Origin of the sequence: Streptomyces tibetensis (assembly GCF_007655005.1) — a bacterium.
Taxonomy (GTDB): domain Bacteria; phylum Actinomycetota; class Actinomycetes; order Streptomycetales; family Streptomycetaceae; genus Streptomyces; species Streptomyces tibetensis.
Genome location: NZ_SZVW01000011.1, coordinates 1 through 22,223 on the forward strand (window position 1 = coordinate 1; position 22,223 = coordinate 22,223).

Consider the following 22,223-nt stretch of genomic DNA (forward strand, 5'->3'; position numbering starts at 1 on the left):
CCCACCCGACCGCACCGCCACCTGCGCCTCACCCGAAGCAACGGCGGCCGTGAGGAGCCGGTCGTCGGTGGCCGTGTCGGCGTCGATGAGGACCACCCGGTCCGGATGCTCGGACTGCACGCTGCGCAGCAGGCCCCACAGCGGGGCCTGGGCCGGCTCGGGGACGAGGTCGCCGGGGGCGGCGGCGACGGCCCCCGAGGTGAGCACCGCGAGGCGCGCGTCGGTCAGGCGCTCGTCGGCGAGGAAGTCCTGCACCAGGCGCAGGAAGACGTCCGCCGTGTGATGGGCATGGGCCACCACGTCGGCCGGTCCGTCACCGGCGGTGGCGCGAACGAGCACCACGTCGGCCGGCCGGTCAGCGGCGGGGGCACGTACGAGCACCACGTCGGCCGTGGCGTCCACCTGCGTGAGGTCGGAGGCCTCCACGATGGAGGGGGTCTCACCCACGGGTGCCGTGACCGGCGCCCATTCCACGGCGTACAGGGCGTCGTGGAGCCGTGACGCGGAGCGCAGCCGGTCCTTGGCGACCGGGCGCAGGGCGAGGGACTCCACGCTCATGACGGGTGCGCCGACGGCGTCCGCGGCGTGCAGCGCGTAGGTGCCCGACCCGGTGGGCTCGATCCGCACCCGCAGGGTGTCGGCGCCACCTGCGTGCAGGGAGGCGCCGGACCAGGAGAAGGGCAGCCGGATGGTGTCCTCGGCGGTGTCGTCCCCGGCGGCGTGCAGCACCACCGGGTGCAGGAGCGCGTCGAAGAGGGCGGGGTGCAGTCCGAACCGGTCGGCGCCGCTCTTGTGCGGGTCGGGCAGGGCGACCTCGGCGTACAGCGCGTCGGCCGTGCGCCACAGGCCCGTCAGGCCCTGGAAGGCCGGGCCGTAGGCGTAACCGAGTGCGGCCAGGCGTTCGTAGGCGTCGTCCAGCGGCATCTCGTCGGCGCCGGCCGGCGGCCACTGACGCAGGTCGACGTCGGCGGCGGCCTGCTGCCACTGAGGCAGGTCGGGGCCGGCCGCCGGGGTGCCGCCGAGGGTGCCGGAGGCGTGCCGGGTCCACAGCTGCTCGGCATCCGGGCCGCTGTCCGGGCAGGCGTGGATCTCCACGGGCCGGCTGCCGGAGGCGTCCGGTGCGCCGACGGCGACCTGCACGCGCACGGCGCCCTGCTCCGGCAGTTCCAAGGGTGCTTCCAGGGTCAGTTCGTCGATCTGGTCGAAGCCCAGGCTGCCCGCGGCGGCCAGGGCCAGTTCCAGGAACGCCGTGGCGGGCACGAGGACCGCGCCGGTGATGGTGTGATCGGCGAGCCAGGGCTGGTCGGCCACGGCGAGGCGGCCGGTGAGGACGAGCCCGTCGCTGCCCGCCAGTTCCATCGAGGCGTGCAGGAGCGGATGCCCCGCCGGGTCGAGGCCCAGGCCGCGGGCGTCGAGCGGACGTTCGGGGGCAAGCCAGTAGCGCTCGCGCTGGAACGGGTACGTCGGCAGGTCGACGAGGTGGGCGCCGGGGTGGAAGGTCTCGGCGGCGAGCGGTGCGCCGCCGGTCCAGGCCGCGGCGATCCCGGCGAGGAAGGTCTCGGCCTCGGGGCGGGTGGCCCGCAGCAGCGGGACGGTGACCGCGTCCGCGTCGGCCAGCGCGGTCCGGGTCAGCGGGGCGAGCACGGCGTCCGGGCCGGTCTCGACGAACACCGTGGCGCCGTGCCGGTGCAGGGCCCGGGCCGCGTCGACGAACCGCACGGGCCGGCGTATCTGCCGCGCCCAGTAGTCGGGCGAGGTCAGCTCGTCCGGGGTGGCCAGTTCGCCGGTGACCGTGGAGACGATCGGGATGCGCGGCGCGTGGAAGGTGAGGCTCTCGGCGATCGCGCGGAACTCGTCCAGGACGCCGTCCATGTGCGGTGAGTGGAAGGCGTGACTGACCTGGAGCCGGCGGGTGCGGCGGCCCCGGGCGCGCCACTGCGCGGCCAGCTGCTCGGCGGCGTCCTCGTCACCCGAGATCACCAGGGAGTCGGGGGCGTTGAGGGCGGCGAGGTCGAGGCGGCCCGCCGCCTTCTCCAGATCGGCGGCGATCTCGGCTTCGGTGGCCTCCACGGCGATCATGGTTCCGCCCGGCCGGGCCGCCTCCATGAGCCGGCCCCGGGCCGCGACCAGCCGGGCCGCGTCGGCGAGGGACAGCACGCCCGCCACGTGGGCCGCGGCGAGCTCGCCGATGGAGTGCCCGGCGAGCAGGTCCGGTGTGGTGCCGTGGTGGGCGAGGAGCCGGAACAGGGCGACCTCCACGGCGAACAGGGCGGGCTGGGTGTAGGCGGTGCGGTGCAGCAGACGGCCCGGCTCGGTGTCCGCTTCGGCGAACATCACCGTGCGCAGCGGCAGTTCGAGGTGTGCGTCGAGGGCCGCGCACACCTCGTCGAGGGCCGCCGCGAACACCGGGGACGCGGCGTGCAGTTCGCGGCCCATGCCGGGGCGCTGGGCGCCCTGCCCGGTGAACAGGAAGGCGGTGCGGCCCGAACCGGCGGCGCTGCCGGTGACGACCTGCGCGCTCTCCTCGCCCCCGGCCAGGGCGGTGAGTCCGGCGAGGAGCGTGCCGGTGTCCGTGGCGGTGACCACGGCGCGGTGCGGCAGGGCGGTGCGGGTGAGGGCGAGGGACGCGCCGAGGTCGGCGGGGTGCGTGCCGCGCTCGGTGACGACGTCGTGCAGGCGCCGGGCCTGGGCGCGCAGCGCGGCATCGTCCCGCGCGGACAGCACGAACGGAACGGGCCCGGTCGGCTCCGGTCGCTCGACGGGTTCCTCGGCGGGCACGAACTCCTCGACCAGCACGTGTGCGTTGGTCCCGCTGATGCCGAAGGAGGAGACACCCGCGCGACGCGGCACGCCGTCCCTGGCGGTCCACTCACGCTCCTCGGTCAGCAGCTCCACCGAGCCGGTGTCCCACCCCACGAACGGCGACGGCTCGTCCACGTGCAACGTCCGCGGCAGCACACCGGGCCGCATCGCCTGCACCATCGTGATGACACCACCGACACCGGCCGCCGCCTGGGCATGCCCGATGTTCGACTTCAACGAACCCAGGAACAACGGCTGTTCGCGGTCCTGCCCGTACGTCGCCAGCAGCGCCTGCGCCTCGATCGGATCGCCCAGCCGCGTACCCGTACCGTGCGCCTCCACCGCGTCCACCTCGGCAGGCGTCAGACGGGCGTCGGACAGGGCGTCGCGGATGACGCGCTGCTGGGAGGGGCCGACCGGGGCGGTCAGGCCGTTGCCGGTGCCGTCCTGGTTGATGGCGCTGCCCCGTACGACGGCCAGAACCCGGTGCCCGTTGCGGATCGCGTCCGACAGGCGCTCGACGACCAGGAGGCCGACGCCCTCGGCCCAGGAGGTGCCGTCGGCGGACGCGGCGAAGGACTTGGAGCGTCCGTCGGCGGCCAGGCCGCGCTGGCGGGAGAACTCCACGAACATGCCGGGCGACGACATGACGGTCGCGCCGCCCGCGATGGCCAGGCTGGTCTCGCCCGTGCGCAGCGAGCGCACCGCCATGTGCAGGGCGACCAGGGAGGAGGAGCAGGCCGTGTCGACGGTGACGGCCGGGCCGAGCAGTCCGAGCTGGTAGGCGATGCGGCCGGACATGACGCTCGGGGTGGTGCCGGTGAGGAGGTGTCCCTCGACGGTGTCGGGGGCCTCGTGCATCCGGGGCCCGTAGTCGAGGGTGGTGGCGCCCACGAACACGCCGGTGCGGCTGCCCTTGAGGGCGGCGGCGTCCAGGCCGGCCCGTTCGACGGCCTCCCAGGCGGTCTCCAGGAGGAGGCGCTGCTGCGGGTCCATGGCCAGGGCCTCGCGGGGCGAGATCCCGAAGAACTCGTTGTCGAACAGGGCGGCGTCGTGCAGGAAGCCGCCCTCGCGGACGGTGCTGTGACCGCCGTGCGTGGGGTCGGCGTCGTAGAGGTCCGCGTCCCAGCCCCGGTCGCCGGGGAAGCCGGATATGGCGTCCCGGCCGTTCGCGACCAGGTTCCACAGTTCCTCGGGCGAGGTGACGCCGCCCGGGTAGCGGCAGGCCATACCGACGATGGCGATGGGCTCGTGCGCCGTGTCGGCGGTGCCGGCCGGACGGTCCTCGGTGGCTTCGGCGGTGCCCGGGCCGGTGAGGAGGGTGGTGAGGTGAGCGATGAGGGCGGCCGGGGTGGGATGGTCGAACAGCAGGCCGCTGGGCAGCTTGAGACCGGTGGCGGTGGCGAGTCGGTCGCGCAGCTCTACCGTCATCAGGGAGTCGAAGCCGAGGTCCTTGAACGCGGCGTGCGGGTCGACGCGCCGGATGTCGGTGTGTTCCAGAACGGCTGCGACCCGCTCCAGCACGAGGGCGGTGGCGTCGGCGGCGTGCGGGGCCGGGGCGGCCGGGGGTGTGGCGGTGGTTCCGGCTTCTGACAGGGCCGACGCGGACGCCTGCGCGGCGGGGGCGGCGGGGGCGGCCGGGCCGTCGATCCAGTGGCGCTCGCGCTGGAAGGCGTAGGTGGGGAGCGGGACGCGGCGGCCCGGGCCGCCGGCGTGCACGGCCGCCCAGTCGACGGGCGTGCCGCGGACGAACGCGGCGGCGACGCCGGTGAGGAGGGAGCGGACCTCGGCGCGGCCGGCGCGGAGCGTGGCGACGGGCGCGGTGGCCCCGGTGTCACCGGCGCTCGCGGCGGCCAGCGCGGTCAGGACGCCGTCGGGGCCCAGTTCCAGCAGGGTGGCGGCGCTCAGCTCCTCCAGGGTGCGTACGGCGTCGAGGAAGCGGACCGGGCGGCGCACCTGCTCGACCCAGTAGGCGGGCGAGGTCCACTCGCCCGGTGCGACGGCGGTGCCGGTGACCGTGGACACGGCCGGGATCCGCGGCTCGTGGAAGGTCAGTTCCTCCACGACGGCACGGAAGGGCTCCAGCATCGGGTCCATGAGCGGCGAGTGGAAGGCGTGGCTGACCGTGAGTCGGCGGGTCTTGCGGCCCTGCGCGGCGAGCTGCTCCGCGACGGCGGTGACGCTGTCGAGCGCGCCGGACAGCACGATCGCGCGCGGTCCGTTGACGGCGGCGACGGCCACCGGCCCGTCCTGCGCGGCGAGCAGGGGCAGCACCTCGTCCTCGGTGGCCTCGACGGCGATCATGGCGCCGCCGGCCGGCAGTTCCTGCATCAGGCGGCCCCGGGCGGCGACCAGCCGGGCGGCGTCGTCGAGGGACAGCACGCCCGCGACGTGGGCGGCCGCGATCTCCCCGATGGAGTGCCCGGCCACGTGGCCGGGGGTGACGCCCCAGGAGGTGACGAGGCGGTACAGGGCGACCTCGACGGCGAACAGAGCGGGCTGGGTCCAGGCGGTGTCGTCCAGGCCGGTCCCCGAGTCCACCACCTCGGCGAGGGGCCGCTCCAGCAGCGGGGCGAAGGCCCGGCACACCTCGTCGAAGGCGGCGCGGAACACCGGGAAGGCGTCGCGCAGTTCGCGGCCCATGCCGGCCCGTTGTGCGCCCTGCCCGGTGAACAGGAACGCCGTCGTACCGGGGCGGACGGCTCCGGTGACGACCTGCGCGGCGGCGCGGCCCCCCGCCAGGGCGGTCAGGCCGGCGACCATGCCGGACCGGTCGTCGGCGAGGACGACGGCCCGGTGGTCGAAGACGGTGCGGGTGGTGGCCAGGGAGTGGCCGATGTCCTCGGGGCGGAGCTCGGGTCCGGCGGTCACCGCGGCGTGCAGCCGGTCGGCCTGTGCGGCGAGGGCGGCGGCGTCGCGGCCGGAGACGACCCAGGGAAGCAGGGCATCGTCCGCGTCCGGTGCCTCCGCCGGTGCCGGTGTGGCCGGTCCCTCGCCCAGCACCACGTGGGCGTTGGTGCCGCCCATGCCGAACGAGGAGACCCCGGCGATCAGCGTCCGGTCGGGTGCGGGCCAGTCACCGGTCTCGCGCTGCACCTCCAGGCCCAGTTCGGTAAGCGGGATCGCCGGGTTCGGGGTGTCGAAGTTGAGGCTGGCGGGCAGCCGGCGGTGGCGCAGGGCCAGCAGGGTCTTGATCAGGCCGACGATGCCGGCGGCGCCCTCCAGGTGGCCCACGTTGGTCTTCGCGGACCCGACGCGCAGCGGTCCGGCGACAGAGCGGGCCGTGCCCAGCACCGCGCCCAGTGCGGCGGCCTCGACGGGGTCGCCGACCGGCGTGCCGGTGCCGTGCAGTTCGACGTACTGGACGGCGTCGGGGTCGAGGCCGCCGCGTTCGTACGCCTCGCGCAGGACCCGCTCCTGGGTCTCCTGGCCGGGCACGGTCAGTCCGGGGGTGGATCCGTCGTTGTTGACGGCGCTGGCGTGGATGACGCCGAGGACGTCGTCGCCGTCCGCGAGGGCCCGGGACAGCGGCTTGAGGACGACGGCGCCGCCGCCCTCGCCGCGTACGAAGCCGTTGGCGCGGGCGTCGAAGGCGTAGGTGGTGCCGTCGGGAGACAGGCCGCCGAAGCGCTCTCCGGCCACCGCGGCCTCGGCGAGGATGTTGAGGTTGACCCCGGCGACGATGGCCGCGTCGGACTCGCCGGTGCGCAGCGACTCGCACGCCAGGTGCACGGCGACCAGCGAGGACGACTGGGCCGAGTCGACGGTGAGGCTGGGGCCGCGCAGCCCGAGGTGGTAGGAGACGCGGTTGGCGATGACGCCGCGGTTGACGCCGGTCATGGTGTGCTGGGTGACGGCACGGGCGCCGTGCTGGTAGAGCAGCGCCGCGTAGTCGTCGCGCAGGGTGCCGACGAAGACGGCGGTGCGGCTGCCGCGCAGGGTGGCCGGGACGATCCCGGCGTTCTCCAGCGCCTCCCAGGCCAGTTCGAGCACGAGGCGCTGTTGCGGGTCCATGACGCGGGCCTCGCGCGGGGCGATGCCGAAGAAGCCGGCGTCGAAGGTGTCGACGCTTTCCAGGAAGCCCCCGTGGCGCAGGCCGGGTCCGGTGCCCTCGGGCGCGGCCTCGCCAAAGGCCGCGGGCTTCAGGCGGTCCGCCGGGGCCGGGGTGATGGCGGAGCGGCCGGTGCTCAGCAGCTCCCAGAAGGCCTCGGGGTCGCCGGCTCCGGGCAGACGGCAGGAAAGGCCGACGACGGCGATTTCCTCGCTCCGTGCACGGCGCGTCCCGATCGATTCGGACTGGTGCTGATTCGTCATCGCGCTCGACTGCCCTTTCGGCCGAATTACCGCAAGACTGCTGAGTGGGGGAATGTTCGGCCCGATCGTAGGCAGGGGGGTCTCTCCCCCCTCTCAGTGTCCGGCCTCGCTTCGGTAATTCGGTGCGGACGAAAAGGAGGGGGAAAAGGAGAAGGCGCCATGACCGGGCGGTGGACGGGGACCGCACTCCCCGTTTCACACCGCCCGGTCATGGCGCTGCCGTCGGTCAGCCCGCGAGGCTCGCGGCCTGTTCCGCGGCGCGGAAGCCGGACTCCAGGGCGCCTTCGACGAAGGCCCCGTTCCAGCCGCTCGCTATGTCACCGCCCGCGAAGACGATGCGGCCGAACGGCTGCTGGATGTCCGGCAGCTGACGCAGGAGCTGTCCCGGCCGGCGCAGGCCCCAGCCGCCGCGCGCGTACGGGTCCTTGTGCCACTCCTTCGCCCGGTACTCGACGACCCTGGCCTCCGGCAGCAGTCCGCGCACGGCCGCGCGCACCGCCTGCGGGTCGGACACGTCGAGGGCGGGCCCGGTGAACGCGACGAAGACACGGCCGTCGGGCAGTTGCTTCTGCGGGATCAGCAGCAGGATGGGGGCGCCCTCCGGAGCCTGGGCGGACACCGCCTCGGAGGTGCCCCGCACACGCAGCCACAGCTTGGTGGCGTGCGGGACGCCGATGCCCTCGCGGGCGGCGTCGGCGTACACCTTGGGCAGGCCCGGCTCGAAGGTGAGCGTGGACCACATGTTGACGGGCGTGGCGAGCACCACCACCGGGGCCTGGTAGACCCGGCCGCCGCGGACCTCGACGTGGGTGAGGCCGCCGCGCTCCCGGATGGCGGTGACCGGCGAGTTGAGGCTGACGGTCGCGCCGGACTCGCCCAGCATCCGCTCCAGGACGGAGATCATGCCGCCCTCGGGCAGCTCGCTCATCGCCGACAGGAACTTGTCGTAGGTGCCGCCGGCGAGCTGGTACCACTGGGCGAGGCCGGTGAGGGAGCCGGTGCGGTTGCCGCCGGCGAACACCGAGGTGGCGCCGCTCACCCAGTCGTGGTCGACGCCTCTCAGCTGGAGTTGGGCAATGCGGTCGGCGAGCGAGAGGCGGTCCACGGACGCCAGCAGGTCCTTGCGGTGCAGGGGCTCGTAGGGCCGCTCGAAGTACTGCTCGGAACCGGCGTAGAAGTCCGCGAAGAGGGTGTTGAGGCGGGCGCCGGCCTCCTGCGGGGAGTGGCTGGTGTAGCCGTTCGGGCCGGGCATCACCATGCGGGTGGCGTGCACGTCCTCGGTGGTGGTGAGCGAGTAGCGCTTCAGTTCGCGGGCGACCAGGTCCTGGCCGGGGCCGAACCAGCCGCCGCCCAGTTCGATGTGCTGCCCGGCCAGCGTGCCGGGTTCGATGCGGCCGCCGATCCGGCCGCGGGCCTCCAGGACCAGGACCTTCATACCGCGGGCGCCCAGCTCGCGGGCGACGGTGCCGCCCGCGTACCCGGCGCCGACCACGATGGCGTCGTAGGGCTTGCCGTCCGCCGCGGCGGAGGAGGACGCCGTCGCGGTGACGGCACCCGCGGCGAGCGCGGAGGCGCCCGCCGCCTTGAGGACGGTTCTTCTGCTGACGCGTCCGTGGGCGCGGGGGGTCGTGCTGTCGCCGTTCTCGGTCATGGAACACACCTTTCGCGAAGAGCGGGAATTGCGGGACGGAAAGCGCACGGAATCGACGGACGCGACATGAAGGAAGAGGGGGCGTATCCGATTCCGGGACGCCAAAGTTTCGGGCATGGGGAAGGGGCCGGTTCCGACGGGGGATTCGGAACCGGCCCCTTCGTCAGGGGGTGAAGCGAATACCGGGCCCGGTGCTCACTTGTTCGGGCGGCGGTATGCCTTCACGACGCTGGCGTAGCTGTTCTTGGCGTGGCCCTGGGCGATGATGCCCTCCATCAGCGCCTCGGAGTACTTGGGCAGTTCGGTGTCGACGCCGAGTGCCTCGGACTCCTCGACGAGGTGCTTGAGCGCGCCCAGGTGCGTCTCCAGGGTGGCGTCGTTGGCCGGGAACTTCTCGTCGCCGGCGTCGATCTGCGCGGCGTAGTCGGCCGTGAACATCTTGATGGCGTCGAGCCACATGTGGGCCCACGGCAGGAACTCCTGCGCCTTGACGCCGCCGGTCTCCACGATGGCCACACCGTGCAGGAAGCTGTTGAGGGCGCCCCACATCAGGCCGAGCAGCGACACGTCGAACAGGGCGGGCTTGCCGTGGTCGGTGCCGAGGTAGGTGGTGCCGCCGCCGAGGAGCTTCAGCACGGGCTCGTGGGCGTCGAACACGGCCTGGTCACCGGCGTAGAAGAGGACGGAGGTCTCGGCGCCGATACCGGGCGGGGTGATCATGATGGCGCCGTCGAGGTACTTGGCGCCGTTCTTCTCCGCCCACTCGGCGGTCTGCCGGGCCTGCTCGGAGGAGCCCGTGGTCAGGTTGACCACGGTCTTGCCGCGCAGGGCGTCGCCGAGCGAGCCGATGACGTCGTGCACCACGTCGTACGTCGACACGCACACGACGACCAGGTCGCTCGCGGCGACGGCGTCGGCGGGCTTCGCGGCGAGGACGGCGCCGTCCTTGACGAGGCCGTCGGCCTTGTCCGCCGAGCGGTTCCACACGGTGGTGGCGTGGCCCGCCTTCAGGAAGGCGGCGGCCAGGGCCTGCCCCATCAGGCCGAGGCCGAGCACCGACACCGAGGTGTGGTTGTCACCCATGAATGTGTTCCTCCAGTACGAAAGTGGTGTGCTGAGCGAACCGACACGCTGGGTGCGCCGGTAAAGGGGGGCGGTCCGGGGGGCGTCGACTCAGAGGAAGACGGTGCCGGGCTCCAGGCCGACCAGGACGCGGCCCTGGAGTTCGAGGTTGACGTCGGCGTTGGCGAGCGCGTGCAGCGAGAAGCCCTGGATGTCGCGGTGGAAACGCTGCAGGTGGACGTCGCGCCGGATGACGGAGCCGCCGCTGGCGTTGTGGAGGATCTCCACGGCTTCCTTGGCCAGTTGGGCGGCGAAGCCGGTCTGGCCGCGCACGATGGCCTTCTCCTCGTCGGTGGGCTGCTCGCCGGCGTCGGCGCGCTCCTGGAGGAGGGTGAGCCAGCGGGTCGACAGGGCCTCGGCGGCGTCGATCTTGTTGGCGGCCGTGGCGACCTGGATCTGCGTGAGCGGGTGCAGCTTCTGGTCGGTCCAGTCGGTGTAGGTGATGCCGCGTCCGGGCAGGCGCTCCAGGAACAGCTCGTAGGCGCCGCGGGCGATGCCGATGAACACGGCGGCGCACTCGGCCATGACGAAGCTGAGCAGGCCGTAGTTGCGGCCGGTGGCGCCCATGTTGGAGCGGTCGCCGGTCGCGCTGACCATGACCTCCTCGAAGGACACGGCGTGGTGGGCCGGCACGAAGACGTCCTCGGCGACCGCGGTGGCGCTGCCGGTGGCGGCTCCGGCCGAGACGTCCCAGTCGTCGACGACCTTGAGGTCCGACATCGGGACGAGTGCCATGATCTCGCCCTCGGTGCCGTCCGGGTTGCGCACCATCGCCGCCGTGAAGTCCCAGTCGGCGCCCTTGCAGCCGGTGTTGAACTTCCAGGTGCCGTTGAGGCGGTAACCGCCCTCGACGGGGACCGCGACACCGGTCGGCGCGAACGCGCTGGAGATCTTGACGGAGCCGGACGCGAAGACCTCCTCCTGGGCCCGGTCGGGGTAGAGCGTCGCCGTCCAGGTGCTCGTCACCCACACCATCGTCACCCAGGCGGCGGCCGGGCAGCCGCGGCCGATCTCGGCGATGACCCGGGCCTGGTCGGCGAGCGGCAGGTCGAGCCCGCCGAACCGGCGCGGCACGGCCATGCGGAACACCCCGGCCTTCTCCAGGAGTTCGATGCTCTCGTCCAGCAGCCAGCCGCGGTCCTCGGCGGCGCGGCCGTTCTCGCGCAGGGTCGGGACGATGCTGTCCACGGCTTCCAGTACGGCTGCCAGGTCGTCGTTCGTGGCCATTTCCGGCTCCTCGATTGTGATTCCTACTGCCGGTCGAGAGGCGCGAGAACCCAACGCTCCCCGGCAGTTCAAAACCTTAACGAAGGGCTCGGAGAAATGAGTAAGAGCACACTCATCGCCCGGTCATCACTGCCGCACCTCCGGAAACCGGAGGCGATCTGACGCACAATTACCCAACAATTACCGGGCACTGACCGGGAAATGATCGGGCGGTTCTCGCAAAGGCCTGTGTGGGACCATCCCAGCATGACTCTTTCATGGCCCGAACTCGTACGTACGGCGGCCGAGGACACGACCTCGGCACTGGAAAAGGGAGCCGATCAGGACTGGCGCGGAAAGGCGGGTGATCTGGACTGGAGCTGTCGGGAGACCCTTTCGCACATCGCGCTCGGAGTGGTGGGGTACGCGGGTCTGCTCATCGCCCGCCCCACCGACCGCTACATCACCCTGTTCTCCTCGATCGACGGCCACGCGCCGGTGCCGGCCGCCCTGGAGGGCATCCGGATCGCCGGCACGCTGCTCGCCGGCACCGTCCGCGACACCCCGCCGGACGTCCGCGCCTGGCACCCGTACGGCCACTCCGACGCGGCCGGCTTCGCCGCGATGGGTGTGCTCGAACTCGTCGTCCACGGGCGGGACATCGCGCAGGCGGTAGGCGTGGAGTACACGCCGTCGGACGCCCTGGCGGCGCCGGTGGTCGAGCGGCTCTTCCCCGACGCGCCCACCGGTCACTCCCCCGCCGAGACGCTGCTGTGGTGCACCGGGCGCGCCGCGCTGCCCGGGCTGCCGCGCCGCGGCGCCTGGCGCTGGGACGGCCGGGTGCGCCAGGCCTGAGGCCGTCCGCAGGACCGGGGCGCGAGGCCGCCGCCGCCCCTCCCCGCTCACCGGATCACGTGCCGTCGGGCGACTCACACAGTCGCCCGGCGGCACTGTCATGTCGCCCCCGCCCGCCGGGAGACCACGGCATTACCGCAGCGTGGCTGGAACGTTGAACACGCCCGAATAGTGTCGGCCACGGAAATGCACGGGCAACCGCACTGCCCGTGCAGCACCGCGTGGAACGTTCCTTTCTCCTGAACGTTCCCCTCAAACGTCTCTCCAGCCAAGAAGGCAGGTCGATTTCCGCCATGTCCGAGATCGTCGCGGAACTGGAAAACCACACCGCCCGCTACGTCGAGGCCGTCAACGCCGGCGACTACGAGACGGTCGAGAAGTTCTACACCGCCGACGCGGTCGCCGTCTGGGAACCGGGCAAGCCGCTCAGCGGTGACGAACGCCGGAAGTACCAGCGCGAATTCCTGCTGGCCGGGCCGCGCATGGCGGCCAAGCCCCGGCAGGTGTTCGTGACCGGCGAGACCGCGCTGATGATCGTCGACTGGACGATCGACATCCCCGGCGCCGACGGCACCACCGACCACCTGGCCGGCGTCGGGGTGGACGTGCTGACCCGGGGCGAGGACGGGGTGTGGCGCTACGCCATCGACGACCCGTACGGCCAGGCGAGCTGACCGGCGCGAGCGCCGCGGCACGCAGCACCGCAGCACCGCAGCACCGCAGCACCGCAAACACCTTGGCCCATGAGTGAGATGCCGGTTCCGCACGGCGGGCCCGCACCGAGTACACGGGGGACACACAGCACCATGCACAGCACCGGACCCATCGGCGGGCGGCGGCCGACGCGCCGCACCCTGCTCAAGGCGGCCGGGGCGGCCGCCGTCACGGTACCCGCCCTCGCCCCGCTCGCCCCTGCCGCCTCGGCCGCCGCCCGCGGCGCCGCGGCGGACTGGGACGTCATCGTCATCGGCGCGGGCTTCGCCGGCATCACCGCGGCCCGCGAACTGCGCGCCCGCGGCAAGCGGGTGCTCGTCCTGGAGGCCCGCGACCGCATCGGCGGCCGCACCTGGACGGACACCTACGGCGGCCAGCTGATCGAGCGCGGCGGGACCTGGGTCGAGCCGACCCAGCCCTACCTCGGCGCCGAACTCACCCGCTACAAGCTGGCACTGGAGGAGGACGAGCCGATCTCGACCACGTGGCTGCCGACGCCGAGCGGCCCGCGGCAGTTCACGCCCGAGGACGGGTTCGGCCGGATGGGCACCGTCTTCGAGCGCATGTTCGACGGTACGCGGACGTACTTCGACAAGCCGTTCCAGCCCCTGCACCGGGCCGACCTGCTGCAGAGCCTGGACAAGCTCACGCTGCGCGACCGCCTGACCCAGCTCGCCCTCACGCGCGAGGAGGAACTCCTCGTCAACGGGCAGACGGCGGTCTACGCCGGCGGCGCGAGCACAGCCGGTGCCTTCACCATGTTCGCCCACTGGTGGGCCCTGGCCGGCCACACCAACGCGGGCTGGAACGACACCATGCGCTGGCGCATCGCCAAGGGCACCAAGGCCCTGCTCCAGGCGATGGTCGACGAGGCCAAGCCGACGATCAAGCTCAGCTCGCCGGTCGCCTCGGTGAACGACACCGGGTCGCTGGTGTACGTCACCACCACCTCCGGCACCCGCTACAGCGCCGGCGCGGTCGTCGTCGCGATGCCGGTCAACGCCCTGAGCACGGTCAAGTTCAGCCCGTCCCTGCCCCCGGCGCTCACCACCGCGACCAGCCAGGGCATCGCCGTCGCCAACGCGGTGAAGCTGTGGATCCACGCCCGCAAGGGAGCCGGCCGGGTCTACGGCCAGGGCGCCGAGGGCGGTTCCGCGATCCCCATGCTGCTGCCGTTCAAGGAAACCTCCGACGGCATGCTCTACGTCGCCTTCAGCACCGATCCCACGCTCGACCCGACGAACACCGCCCAGGTGAAGAAGGCCGTGCAGCAGCTCGGCGTGAACCTGGACATCATCGGCGTCAAGGCGCACGACTGGGGCCGTGACCCCTACGCGCGCGGCGGCTGGGCGTTCCGCAAGCCGAAGCAGCTCACCACGCTCTACCCGGAGGTCACCTACACCAGCGGGCGGCTCTCCTTCGCCAGCGGCGACATAGCCAACGGCTGGAGCGGCTACATCGACGGCGCCATCGAGTCCGGTCTGCGTGCCGCCCGGCAGGCAGCGGGCGAGGAATGACCACCGAGGCATCACCCACCCACCCCCCGGAAGGGAACCGCATCCCCATGTCAGCAACGCCGGCCACGTCAGCCACGTCCTTCACCGTCCCCTTCGACCCGGAACGCCCCGACCTCACCGCCGACACCGACATCCAGAACGAGATCTTCATCCAGGTCTTCAACTCGGGTGACGGCGAGCTGTTCAACCGCCTCTACCTCGACGACTCCGTGTCGAACTTCTCGGGCGAGCCCCTGACGGGTGCCGACCGGCTGGCGTTCTTCAAGGAGTTCCTGGCCTCGAAGCCGACCCTCGAGGCGAGCGTCACCCACTCGTACGTCGCCGGCGACGTGGCGCTGATCGGGGTCGAGTACGCCATCGACACCACCGGCCCCGACGGTGAGCCGGTCCGGCTGGAGGGCGTCTGCACCGACGTGCTCCGCAAGACCGAGGACGGCCGCTGGCTGATGGCCATCGACCGCCCGGTGGCCGCGACCGGTCTCGTCGCCGACTAGCGCGCCCGGGAGCCCCCCTGGTGCGCCAGGGGGGCTCCGCCGTGCCGGAAAACCCCAGATGGCCCGACGAAACGACGGAGAGACAGTGACCGATCAGCAAGACCTGGCGTCCGTGCTGGACGCCGTACGCGATGCCGTCCCCACGCTGCGCGCGAACGGCGCGGACGCGGAGGAACGGCGTTGGATCCCCGACGAGAACATCCGGCTGCTGGACAAGGCCGGGGTGTTCCGCGCCGCCGTACCCCGCGCGCACGGAGGGCTCGACCTCGGCGTCGCCGACCAGTTCAAGGTCATCGCCGAGGTGGCCCGCGGCTGCCCGTCCACCGGCTGGCTGACCATGGTGTGGCTCACCAGCACCTGGTGCGCCTCCCTCTACCCCGACCGGGCGCAGAAGGAGGTGTTCGAAGGCGGCAACACCCGGGTGTCCATCGTCTTCGCCCCGACCGGCACCCTCACCCCCGTCGAGGGCGGTTACCGCCTCAACGGCACCTGGGGCTACAACTCCGGTGTCCGGGGGGCCGACTGGGACCTGCTCGCCGCGATGGTGGAGCGCCCCGACGGCAGCCACGAGGAACTCGTCGCGCTGGTCCCGGTCTCCGAGCTGGAGGTCACCGACGACTGGCACGTCAGCGCGGGAGCCGCCACCGGCAGCTGCACCACCACCGCCGAGGACGTGTTCGTGCCCGCCCACCGCGTGGTCTCCCTGGAGGAGGCGATGGTCAGCGCGACCGGCGACCGCGAGAACACCGGCGCCACCGGCCGCAACTACGGCCTGCTCGGGTACGTCCTCTCCGGCGTCGCCGCCGCGTTCACCGGCATCGCGCGCGGCGCCTACGAGCTGTTCCTGGAGCGCCTGCCCGGCCGCGGCATCACCTACACCGACTGGACCGACCAGAAGCTGCACCCGCTCACACAGATCCAGGTCGCCACGGCCGCCAACAAGATCGACGCCGCCGAGGCCCTGGCGGACCTGTGGCTGGAGGTCCTCCAGTCCCGGGCCGACGCCGGCGAACAGCCCACCGACGAGCAGAAGGCCGTGATCCGCGGCCGGACGGCGTACGCGGCGCAGCTCGCCAAGGAGGCCGTGGAGGTGCTGTACGAGGCGAGCGGCGGCTCGGTCATCCGGCGCGAGGTCGCCCTGCAGCGGTTCCACCGCGACATCCAGGGCTTCGCGCTGCACGCCCTGGTCCAGCGGGACGCCAACCTGGAGGTCCAGGGACGGGTCCTGGTCGGCATGGACCCGGGCACGTACTTCCTGTGACGGCCGGCCTCCCGCGGCGGCGGGAGGCCACGACATACGGCAGGGCGGCACCACCGACGGGTGGTGCCGCCCTGCCGTGTCCCAGCCGTGCCCGCCGGACCGGCGGAGGCCGGACCCGCGTCAGGAGACGGTGGCCGGCTTGCCGAAGCGGCCGTTGACGAAGAGCAGCTCGTCACAGCTCGTGCCCTCGCCCGCCGCCAGCACGGTGCCGATGAAGATGGTGTGGTCGCCGAACGCGTGCGACTCGGTCAGCTCGCACTCCAGCCACGCCACACAGTCGTCGAGCAGCGGCGCGCCCGTGTGCTCGCCGGTGCGCCAGTCGACGTGCTCGAACTGGGCGGCGCCCAGCGTGCGGCTCTTGTCGGCGAAGTGCCGGGCGAGCGGCTCCTGGTGGGCGCCGAGTATGTTCACGGCGAAACGCCCGGCCCCGGTGAGCGCGCCGTGCATGACCGCGCTGTGGCCGACGCTGCACAGCACCGACGGAGGGTCGAGGGAGACCGAGCTGAAGGCGTTCGCCGTCATGGCGTGCAGGTGCTCCCCGCCCACGGTGAGGACCGTGACGCCGGTGGCGAAACGGGACATCACCCCGCGCAGTCGGTCCGGGCGTACCGGTTGGGGCCCGGAACGCACGGCAGCGTGATCGAGTTCGGCGGACGCGGAATTCATGCCACTCTCCGATGGGTCACGGGACACGTCTGTGCCGTCCGCACGAAAAGGGGCAGCCGGCGCAATCAACGTAGTCGTGGCGTCTCGCAGTGCCTTCATGCGCGGGTAACCGGTGGGCCTTCTGTGACCGACCGTCACCGATGACCTTTCAATGACCGGACGTTTACCCGCCCATCGGACCCTGAGGACATGACTGAGACCTCCGCCGCAGCCGCGGAACGCGAACTCGCCGAGCCCTATCTGCGCCAGGTACTCGACACCGCGGGACTGGCGGTGGAATACGTGCGCGCCGAGGGGAACACCCTGTACGTACGGGACGACGACGGCACCGAATTCCCGGTCGTGGACTTCGCCGGCGGTTACGGCTCGGTGCTCCTCGGCCACCACCACCCCGAGATCACCGCGCACGCCCGCGAGCTGCTCGCCGAACATACACCGGTCCACGCCCAGTTCTCGCGCCACCCGTACGCCAACCGGCTGGCCGCCGAGCTGAACCGCATCATCGCGCGTGAACTCGCCGACGGTGAGCCTTATTACGCCATCTTCGGAAACAGTGGCGCGGAAGCGGTGGAAGCCGCTGTGAAGCACGCCGAACTGGACCGGGGCATGCGCGTGTCCGAACTGCTCGGCTCCGTCGACACCGAACTCGCCCGGGCGCGGGCCGCGGTGGCCGACGGGTCCGCCACCGTCCACGGGGAGGCGGCCGCTCGCCTCGGAGTCGCCCTCGCCGCCGACGGCACCGACACCGTCCGCCTGATGGAGGCGGCGATCAGACGCCGCAACGACGAGACCGCCGCTGCCCCACCGCTGTTCCTCGCCCTGGAGGGCGGCTTCCACGGCAAGCTCGCCGGCAGTGTGCAGCTGACCCACAACGAGGGCTACCGGCTGCCCTTCAAGTCCCTCGGCGCGCAGACGCGGTTCGTCCCGCACGACAGCCCCGAGGACCTGAACGCGGTCTACGCGCGTGAACGCCGCACACTGCTCGGCCTGAGCACGCGAAACGGCAGGGTCACGGTGACGGAGCACGAGTTCCCCGTGTTCTGCGCCTTCCTCGTCGAGCCCATTCAGGGGGAGGGCGGAATTCGCGTTCTGTCCCGCGAGTTCGCCCGGGAGATCCAGGAGTTCTGCGCCCGGATCGACTGCCCCGTCGTCGTCGACGAGATCCAGAGCGGAATGGGCCGCACCGGCGCCCTGCTCGCCAGCTCCCGGACCGGCCTGCGCGGTGACTACTACACCCTGGCCAAAACCCTCGGGGGCGGCATCGCGAAGGCGTCCGTGATGCTGGTGCGCGAAAAGCGCTACCGCCGGGATTTCGAGATCGTGCACAGCTCGACCTTCGCCAAGGACAGCTTCTCCTGCCACATCGCCCTGAAGGTCCTCGAACTGCTGGAGCGGGACGGAGGCGCGGCCTACCGGCAGGCCGAGGAGCGCGGTGCGGCGCTGCGCGCGAAGCTCGACGCGCTGCGGGCGGAATTCCCGGACGTGGTGGCGGACGTACGCGGGCACGGGCTGATGCAGGGCCTGGAATTCCACGACCAGTCCGACGCCTCCTCACCGGAACTGCGGCAGATCGCGCAGAGCGGCCTGTTCGGCTACTTCCTGGCGGGCCATCTGCTGCGCCGGCACCGGGTCCGGACGTTCCCGACGGCCAGCGCGGTCGGCACGTTGCGTTTTGAACCCTCGATTTTTGTCACAGACGCCGAACTGGAACAGCTGTACGCAGGGCTGCACGACGTGTGCACACTGTTGCGCAAGCAGGCCGGCGCCGAACTCACCGACGCGGGCCGCTGATCCACCCCCGGGTCCGCCGTCTCCCCCCACCGGCGGACTCCCGGGGCACACACTCCGGCCGGGTGCCGGCCACGACCGGGCCGGCCCACCTGGGCGGAAGCAGTACGGGAAGCGGACCGCGTCGACGAGCCGTCGGGCGAGACACCGGTCCCGGGTGACGCAGCACGCCTGAGCAAGTGAGACGGGGGAGTTCATGCAGTTCCGCCTACTGGGGCCACTGGAAGTCGAGCCTGTGGGGGGACCGCCGGGCAGCCTGGTGGACCTCGGCGGGCACCGGCAGCGCGCCGTGCTGGCGTATCTCCTGCTGCAGGCGAACAAGGTGGTGTCCACCAGCCAGCTGCTGTCGGCCCTGTGGGCCGACGACGAAGCGCCCATGACCGCGCGCAAGATCCTGCAGAACGCCGTGTGGAAGCTGCGCGGCGTCCTGTCGCGTCCGCCGCGCAGCGAGCAGAGTCCCGAGTTGCTGACCCGCGCGCCCGGCTATCTGCTGCGGGTGCCCCAGCAGCGCGTCGACCTGCTCGACTACGAGCAGCGGGTGGTGACGGGCCGGGCCGCCCTGGCGACGGGCGAGGTGGAGCGTGCCCGCCGCTCGCTGGGCGAGGCGCTGGCCCTGTGGCGCGGGCCCGTCCTCTCCGACCTGGTGGAGGAAGGTATCTGCTGGCCGGAGCTGACGGCCCTGCAGAACCGCCGGCTCGATGTCATGGAGGACCACTTCGAGGCCGCACTCGCCTGCGGCCGGCACCAGCTGGTCCTGCCCGATCTGGAGAGCCTGGTGGCCGCCGAGCCGCTGCGGGAGCGCGCTTCGGGGCAGCTCATGGTGGCCCTGTACCGGTGCGGGCGGCAGGCCGAGGCACTGGCCGTCTTCGGCCGGGTGCGCACCGCCCTGGTGGAGGGGCTCGGGCTGGAGCCGGGGCGTGAACTGCACCGGCTGCAGCAGGCGATCCTCACCCAGGACGCGATGCTGGAGGTGCCACGCACGGCGGGCGGCCGGGAGCCGGTGAACCTCGCCCCGGTCCCCCGGCCCGCGGCGGCCCCGCCGGAACCGGGGGCGGCCCCGCCGGAACCGGCCGCCGCCCCCGCACCGGTGGCCCCCGCACCGGCAGCCCTCCTACCGGCGGCGGCAGCGTCGGCCTCCACGCGGGCCGAGCACACCGAGCCGCACACACCTGCCGAACCGTCCCCGCCCGCGAGCCGGGCCCCGCGCGCCGAACCGTCCACACGCGCGAGCCAGGCCCCGCACCACCAACCGGCCAGACCCGCGGAGCAGGACGCACGCACCGAACCGGCCACGCCCGCCGGCCGGGCCCCACAGCAGCGACCGGCCACACCGGTGAGCCACGCCCCGCACCGCCGGGCGGCCGAGCCTGCGAACCGGGCCTCGCGCAACCGACCGCCCGCCCCCGTGAAGCGGGCCGCGTGCTCCGAACCGCCCGCGCGCGTCGAACCGGCCGTGCACGACGAACCGCCCGCACGCGCCGAACCGGCCGCCGGCGGGGAGCGGGCCGCTCCGGCCGCCGAGGTCTCCTCCCCCGGGCGGCGCGAGTCCCGCACCGCCAGCGTGGTGATGTTCCGCTTGGGGCTCGGTGCGGAGCTGGGCCGGCTGCTGGCCGAGGACCGGGACCGGGTGCTCGACGCGCTGACCCAGATCGCCCGGGAGAAGACCGAACTCCACGGCGGCCGGGTGACGGCCGTGCTGGGTTCGACGGTGCTCTCCGTGTTCGCCGAGGGGACGGACCCGGCCGACAGCGCCGAGCGCGCCGTCCGCACCGCGGCCGCCGTGCGCGACAGCCTGAGCGTCCCCACCGGCACACTCGCACCGCCACAGGCCGCCGTGCGCGGCCTCACCGTGCACGCGGCCGTGGCGTCCGGCGAGGCCCTGGTGCCGCGCCGGCCCTCGGACGACCCGCCGCCGCCCTGGAGCGGCGGCAGGCTCGTCGACACCTGCCGGACGATGCTGGCCCATGTGCAGGCCGGGGAGATCCACGTCTGCGAGGAGACCCACCGTCAGGTCGAGGGGGCGGCGACGTTCCGGCGTGCCTGCGCGTCCGCCATGGCCCCGTGGGAGCTGCACGCCCTGCACGACGACGTCACGGACCTGGCGTGGGGACCGGCGGGCGCCACCGCCCACGTCAGCGAGCTGGAGCTGATGCACCACACCCTGCTGCACACCCTGCGGCGTTCGACGGCACATCTGATCACGCTCATCGAGGGTTCCGGCCGGGCCCGGACGCGGCTGCTGATGGAGTTCCAGCGCCGGGTCGAGGAGAGTCACGGCGGCCCGGCGCGGGTACTGGCCGGCACGGTTCCCGCGCCGCACGCCGGCTCCGCCCTGTCGGTGCCGGCGGAGATCCTCGCCGCCTACTGCGGCATCGATCCCGGCAGTTCCGAGCCCCACACCACGGCGCGGTTGCTGGCCACGCTCGACCGTCTCGGCGGCGACCGGGCCGTCACGGCGGACCTGTACGCGCCGCTGGTCCGGCTGCTGTCACCGCAACGGTCGGCGCACGAGCGGCGGATGCCGGGCGAGATGCTCCGGGCCTGGGGAACGTTCCTGGCGCGGGCGGCGCGCGAGCAGCCCCTGGTGCTGATCTGGGACGATCTCCAGCACGCCGACGACGCGCTGCTGGACATGGTGGAGCGGCTGACGCAGACCCACGCGGGCGTGCCGCTGCTCACCGTCGTCGGGGCGGACTCGCGGCTGCCGGACCGCAGGCCGGGCTGGGCCACCGCGCACCCGCGCACGGTGACCCTCAGCCTCAGCACGGAGACGGGCGACGCCCTGGACCGGCTACTGGAGTCGTTGTTCGCGCCGGTCCGGGAGTCCGAGGTCGCCTGAGCGTGTCCCGCCCGTGCCGGTGAGGCGTATGGCACGGGCGAGGGCGCCCAGCGCCCGCGTGCCGTCCGCGGACCCGTCGGGCAGGACGTCCGCGGCCGATTCGACCAGCAGGGACCCCGCCAGCGCCGCCCAGGGGGCCGCCGTCCCGGTGCGCACCGGGGCGGCGGCCCCGGCCTCGCCGAGCACCCGCCGCGCCCACGCGGTCATCCGGGTCCGCTGCGGCGCGGTGACGCCCGGCACGGCCCTCAGTGCCGCGCCGAAGCGGGCGAGTATCTCCCCCGCGTGCTCGGCGAGCAGGGCGTCCTGCCGCGCCGTGGTGCGCCCAGGCGGGCGGGCGAGGGGCTCGGAGTCGTCCGGTCGCCCGGGTTCGGCGTCCCGGGGCCGGCCGGCCCGGCTCAGCCCTTCGTGCAGGGCCGCGGCGAACCGGGCCCCGACGAAGACGGCCAGCGGGGTGTCCATCTCGCCGGGGCCGGGTGCCCGCCCGGGCCGGGGTGACGCGTGCGCCGGGCGGCGGGTCTGGGGAGCTGCGATGTCCATACGGACAGCACACCAAGTCCCGTCCACACGCCACCCATTCGCGGATCCTCGCCCCGGTCATCACAGCAGAACGGCGAGCCGGGCGATGCACCTGGCCGCCGGGGACGGTGAGGTCCACGCCGTCGAGGGGCCGGACACCGCGCCCCCGCATCTGAAGGCGCGCCCCGACGGCTATCACACACCCCAACACCCGGCCGGGCGCATCACCCTGGGGAACCGACACCCCAACACCCGGCCGGGCGCATCACCCCGGCGAACCCACACCCCAACACCCCGGCCGGGCGCATCACCCCGGCGAACCCAGCCGGACGGGCGCATCACCCCGGCGAACCCACACTCCAACACCCGGCCGGGCGCATCACTCCGGCGAACCCAGCCGGCCGAGCGCATCACCCCGGCGAACCCAGCCGGACGGGCGCATCACTCCGGCGAACCCACACCCCAAACACCCTGGCGG

13 protein-coding genes are annotated in these 22,223 nt (G+C 73.1%); 7 read left to right on the forward strand and 6 right to left on the reverse strand.

Annotated elements, in window-relative coordinates; translation table 11 throughout:
* The 4 genes from FDO69_RS19365 to FDO69_RS19380 all read right to left on the reverse strand — a co-directional run.
* Nucleotides 1-7,116, reverse strand: a 7,116-nt coding sequence (locus FDO69_RS19365) for a type I polyketide synthase (protein ID WP_138430123.1), incomplete at its 3' end; no start/stop codon positions are given.
* Nucleotides 7,117-7,342: 226 nt separating this feature from the next.
* Nucleotides 7,343-8,767 carry a flavin monoamine oxidase family protein gene (locus FDO69_RS19370; RefSeq protein ID WP_104781116.1) on the reverse strand — a complete coding sequence of 475 codons (1,425 nt, stop codon included), beginning with the start codon at nucleotides 8,765-8,767 and terminating at the stop codon, nucleotides 7,343-7,345.
* A gap of 195 nt (nucleotides 8,768-8,962) precedes the next feature.
* On the reverse strand, nucleotides 8,963-9,850 hold the full coding sequence (locus FDO69_RS19375) for an NAD(P)-dependent oxidoreductase (RefSeq protein WP_104781117.1): 888 nt from the start codon (nucleotides 9,848-9,850) through the stop codon (nucleotides 8,963-8,965).
* A 90-nt stretch (nucleotides 9,851-9,940) separates the two neighbouring features.
* Nucleotides 9,941-11,116 carry an acyl-CoA dehydrogenase family protein gene (locus tag FDO69_RS19380; protein ID WP_104781118.1) on the reverse strand — a complete coding sequence of 392 codons (1,176 nt, stop codon included), beginning with the start codon at nucleotides 11,114-11,116 and terminating at the stop codon, nucleotides 9,941-9,943.
* A 246-nt stretch (nucleotides 11,117-11,362) separates the two neighbouring features.
* On the opposite strand from FDO69_RS19380, the gene FDO69_RS19385 reads away from it, so the two are divergent.
* From FDO69_RS19385 to FDO69_RS19405, 5 genes are all read left to right on the forward strand, one after another.
* A complete protein-coding gene (locus FDO69_RS19385; RefSeq protein ID WP_104781328.1) occupies nucleotides 11,363-11,950 on the forward strand; it encodes a maleylpyruvate isomerase N-terminal domain-containing protein in 588 nt (195 codons plus the stop codon).
* Nucleotides 11,951-12,243: 293 nt separating this feature from the next.
* Nucleotides 12,244-12,624 carry a YybH family protein gene (locus FDO69_RS19390; protein ID WP_104781119.1) on the forward strand — a complete coding sequence of 127 codons (381 nt, stop codon included), beginning with the start codon at nucleotides 12,244-12,246 and terminating at the stop codon, nucleotides 12,622-12,624.
* A 132-nt stretch (nucleotides 12,625-12,756) separates the two neighbouring features.
* Nucleotides 12,757-14,181 carry a flavin monoamine oxidase family protein gene (locus FDO69_RS19395; protein ID WP_234388002.1) on the forward strand — a complete coding sequence of 475 codons (1,425 nt, stop codon included), beginning with the start codon at nucleotides 12,757-12,759 and terminating at the stop codon, nucleotides 14,179-14,181.
* Nucleotides 14,182-14,228: 47 nt separating this feature from the next.
* Nucleotides 14,229-14,675 (forward strand): YybH family protein, encoded by a 447-nt coding sequence (locus tag FDO69_RS19400; protein ID WP_104781121.1) that lies wholly within the window; start codon nucleotides 14,229-14,231, stop codon nucleotides 14,673-14,675.
* 58 nt (nucleotides 14,676-14,733) lie between these two features.
* Nucleotides 14,734-15,936: an acyl-CoA dehydrogenase family protein gene (locus FDO69_RS19405; protein ID WP_167526643.1), complete on the forward strand. Its 1,203-nt coding sequence runs from the start codon at nucleotides 14,734-14,736 to the stop codon at nucleotides 15,934-15,936.
* Between the two features lie 120 nt (nucleotides 15,937-16,056).
* On the opposite strand, the gene FDO69_RS19410 is transcribed toward FDO69_RS19405, so the two are convergent.
* Nucleotides 16,057-16,602, reverse strand: coding sequence for a flavin reductase family protein (locus FDO69_RS19410; protein WP_104781123.1), 546 nt, complete (start codon nucleotides 16,600-16,602; stop codon nucleotides 16,057-16,059).
* A 189-nt stretch (nucleotides 16,603-16,791) separates the two neighbouring features.
* Here FDO69_RS19410 and FDO69_RS19415 point away from each other — a divergent pair, with 189 nt between their 5' ends.
* Nucleotides 16,792-18,393, forward strand: a complete 1,602-nt coding sequence (locus FDO69_RS19415) for an aspartate aminotransferase family protein (RefSeq protein WP_104781124.1) — start codon at nucleotides 16,792-16,794, stop codon at nucleotides 18,391-18,393.
* 193 nt (nucleotides 18,394-18,586) lie between these two features.
* Entirely contained in the window at nucleotides 18,587-21,229 is a 2,643-nt protein-coding gene (locus tag FDO69_RS42065) for a BTAD domain-containing putative transcriptional regulator (protein ID WP_234388003.1), read from the forward strand.
* On the opposite strand, the gene FDO69_RS41245 is transcribed toward FDO69_RS42065, so the two are convergent.
* Nucleotides 21,182-21,766: a hypothetical protein gene (locus FDO69_RS41245; RefSeq protein WP_159030624.1), complete on the reverse strand. Its 585-nt coding sequence runs from the start codon at nucleotides 21,764-21,766 to the stop codon at nucleotides 21,182-21,184. The two genes, FDO69_RS42065 and FDO69_RS41245, sit on opposite strands and share 48 nt — an antisense overlap.
* Between the last annotated feature and the right edge of the window lie 457 nt (nucleotides 21,767-22,223).

Bases quoted from the DNA above. Each gene is read 5' to 3' on its own strand.
- FDO69_RS19370 (WP_104781116.1), bottom strand. From the start codon at position 8,767: ATGACCGAGAACGGCGACAGCACGACCCCCCGCGCCCACGGACGCGTC.
- FDO69_RS42065 (WP_234388003.1), top strand. From the start codon at position 18,587: ATGCAGTTCCGCCTACTGGGGCCACTGGAAGTCGAGCCTGTGGGGGGA.
- FDO69_RS19385 (WP_104781328.1), top strand. From the start codon at position 11,363: ATGACTCTTTCATGGCCCGAACTCGTACGTACGGCGGCCGAGGACACG.
- FDO69_RS19380 (WP_104781118.1), bottom strand. From the start codon at position 11,116: ATGGCCACGAACGACGACCTGGCAGCCGTACTGGAAGCCGTGGACAGC.
- FDO69_RS19400 (WP_104781121.1), top strand. From the start codon at position 14,229: ATGTCAGCAACGCCGGCCACGTCAGCCACGTCCTTCACCGTCCCCTTC.
- FDO69_RS19390 (WP_104781119.1), top strand. From the start codon at position 12,244: ATGTCCGAGATCGTCGCGGAACTGGAAAACCACACCGCCCGCTACGTC.
- FDO69_RS19410 (WP_104781123.1), bottom strand. From the start codon at position 16,602: ATGAATTCCGCGTCCGCCGAACTCGATCACGCTGCCGTGCGTTCCGGG.
- FDO69_RS41245 (WP_159030624.1), bottom strand. From the start codon at position 21,766: ATGGACATCGCAGCTCCCCAGACCCGCCGCCCGGCGCACGCGTCACCC.
- FDO69_RS19395 (WP_234388002.1), top strand. From the start codon at position 12,757: ATGCACAGCACCGGACCCATCGGCGGGCGGCGGCCGACGCGCCGCACC.
- FDO69_RS19375 (WP_104781117.1), bottom strand. From the start codon at position 9,850: ATGGGTGACAACCACACCTCGGTGTCGGTGCTCGGCCTCGGCCTGATG.
- FDO69_RS19415 (WP_104781124.1), top strand. From the start codon at position 16,792: ATGACTGAGACCTCCGCCGCAGCCGCGGAACGCGAACTCGCCGAGCCC.
- FDO69_RS19405 (WP_167526643.1), top strand. From the start codon at position 14,734: ATGGCCCGACGAAACGACGGAGAGACAGTGACCGATCAGCAAGACCTG.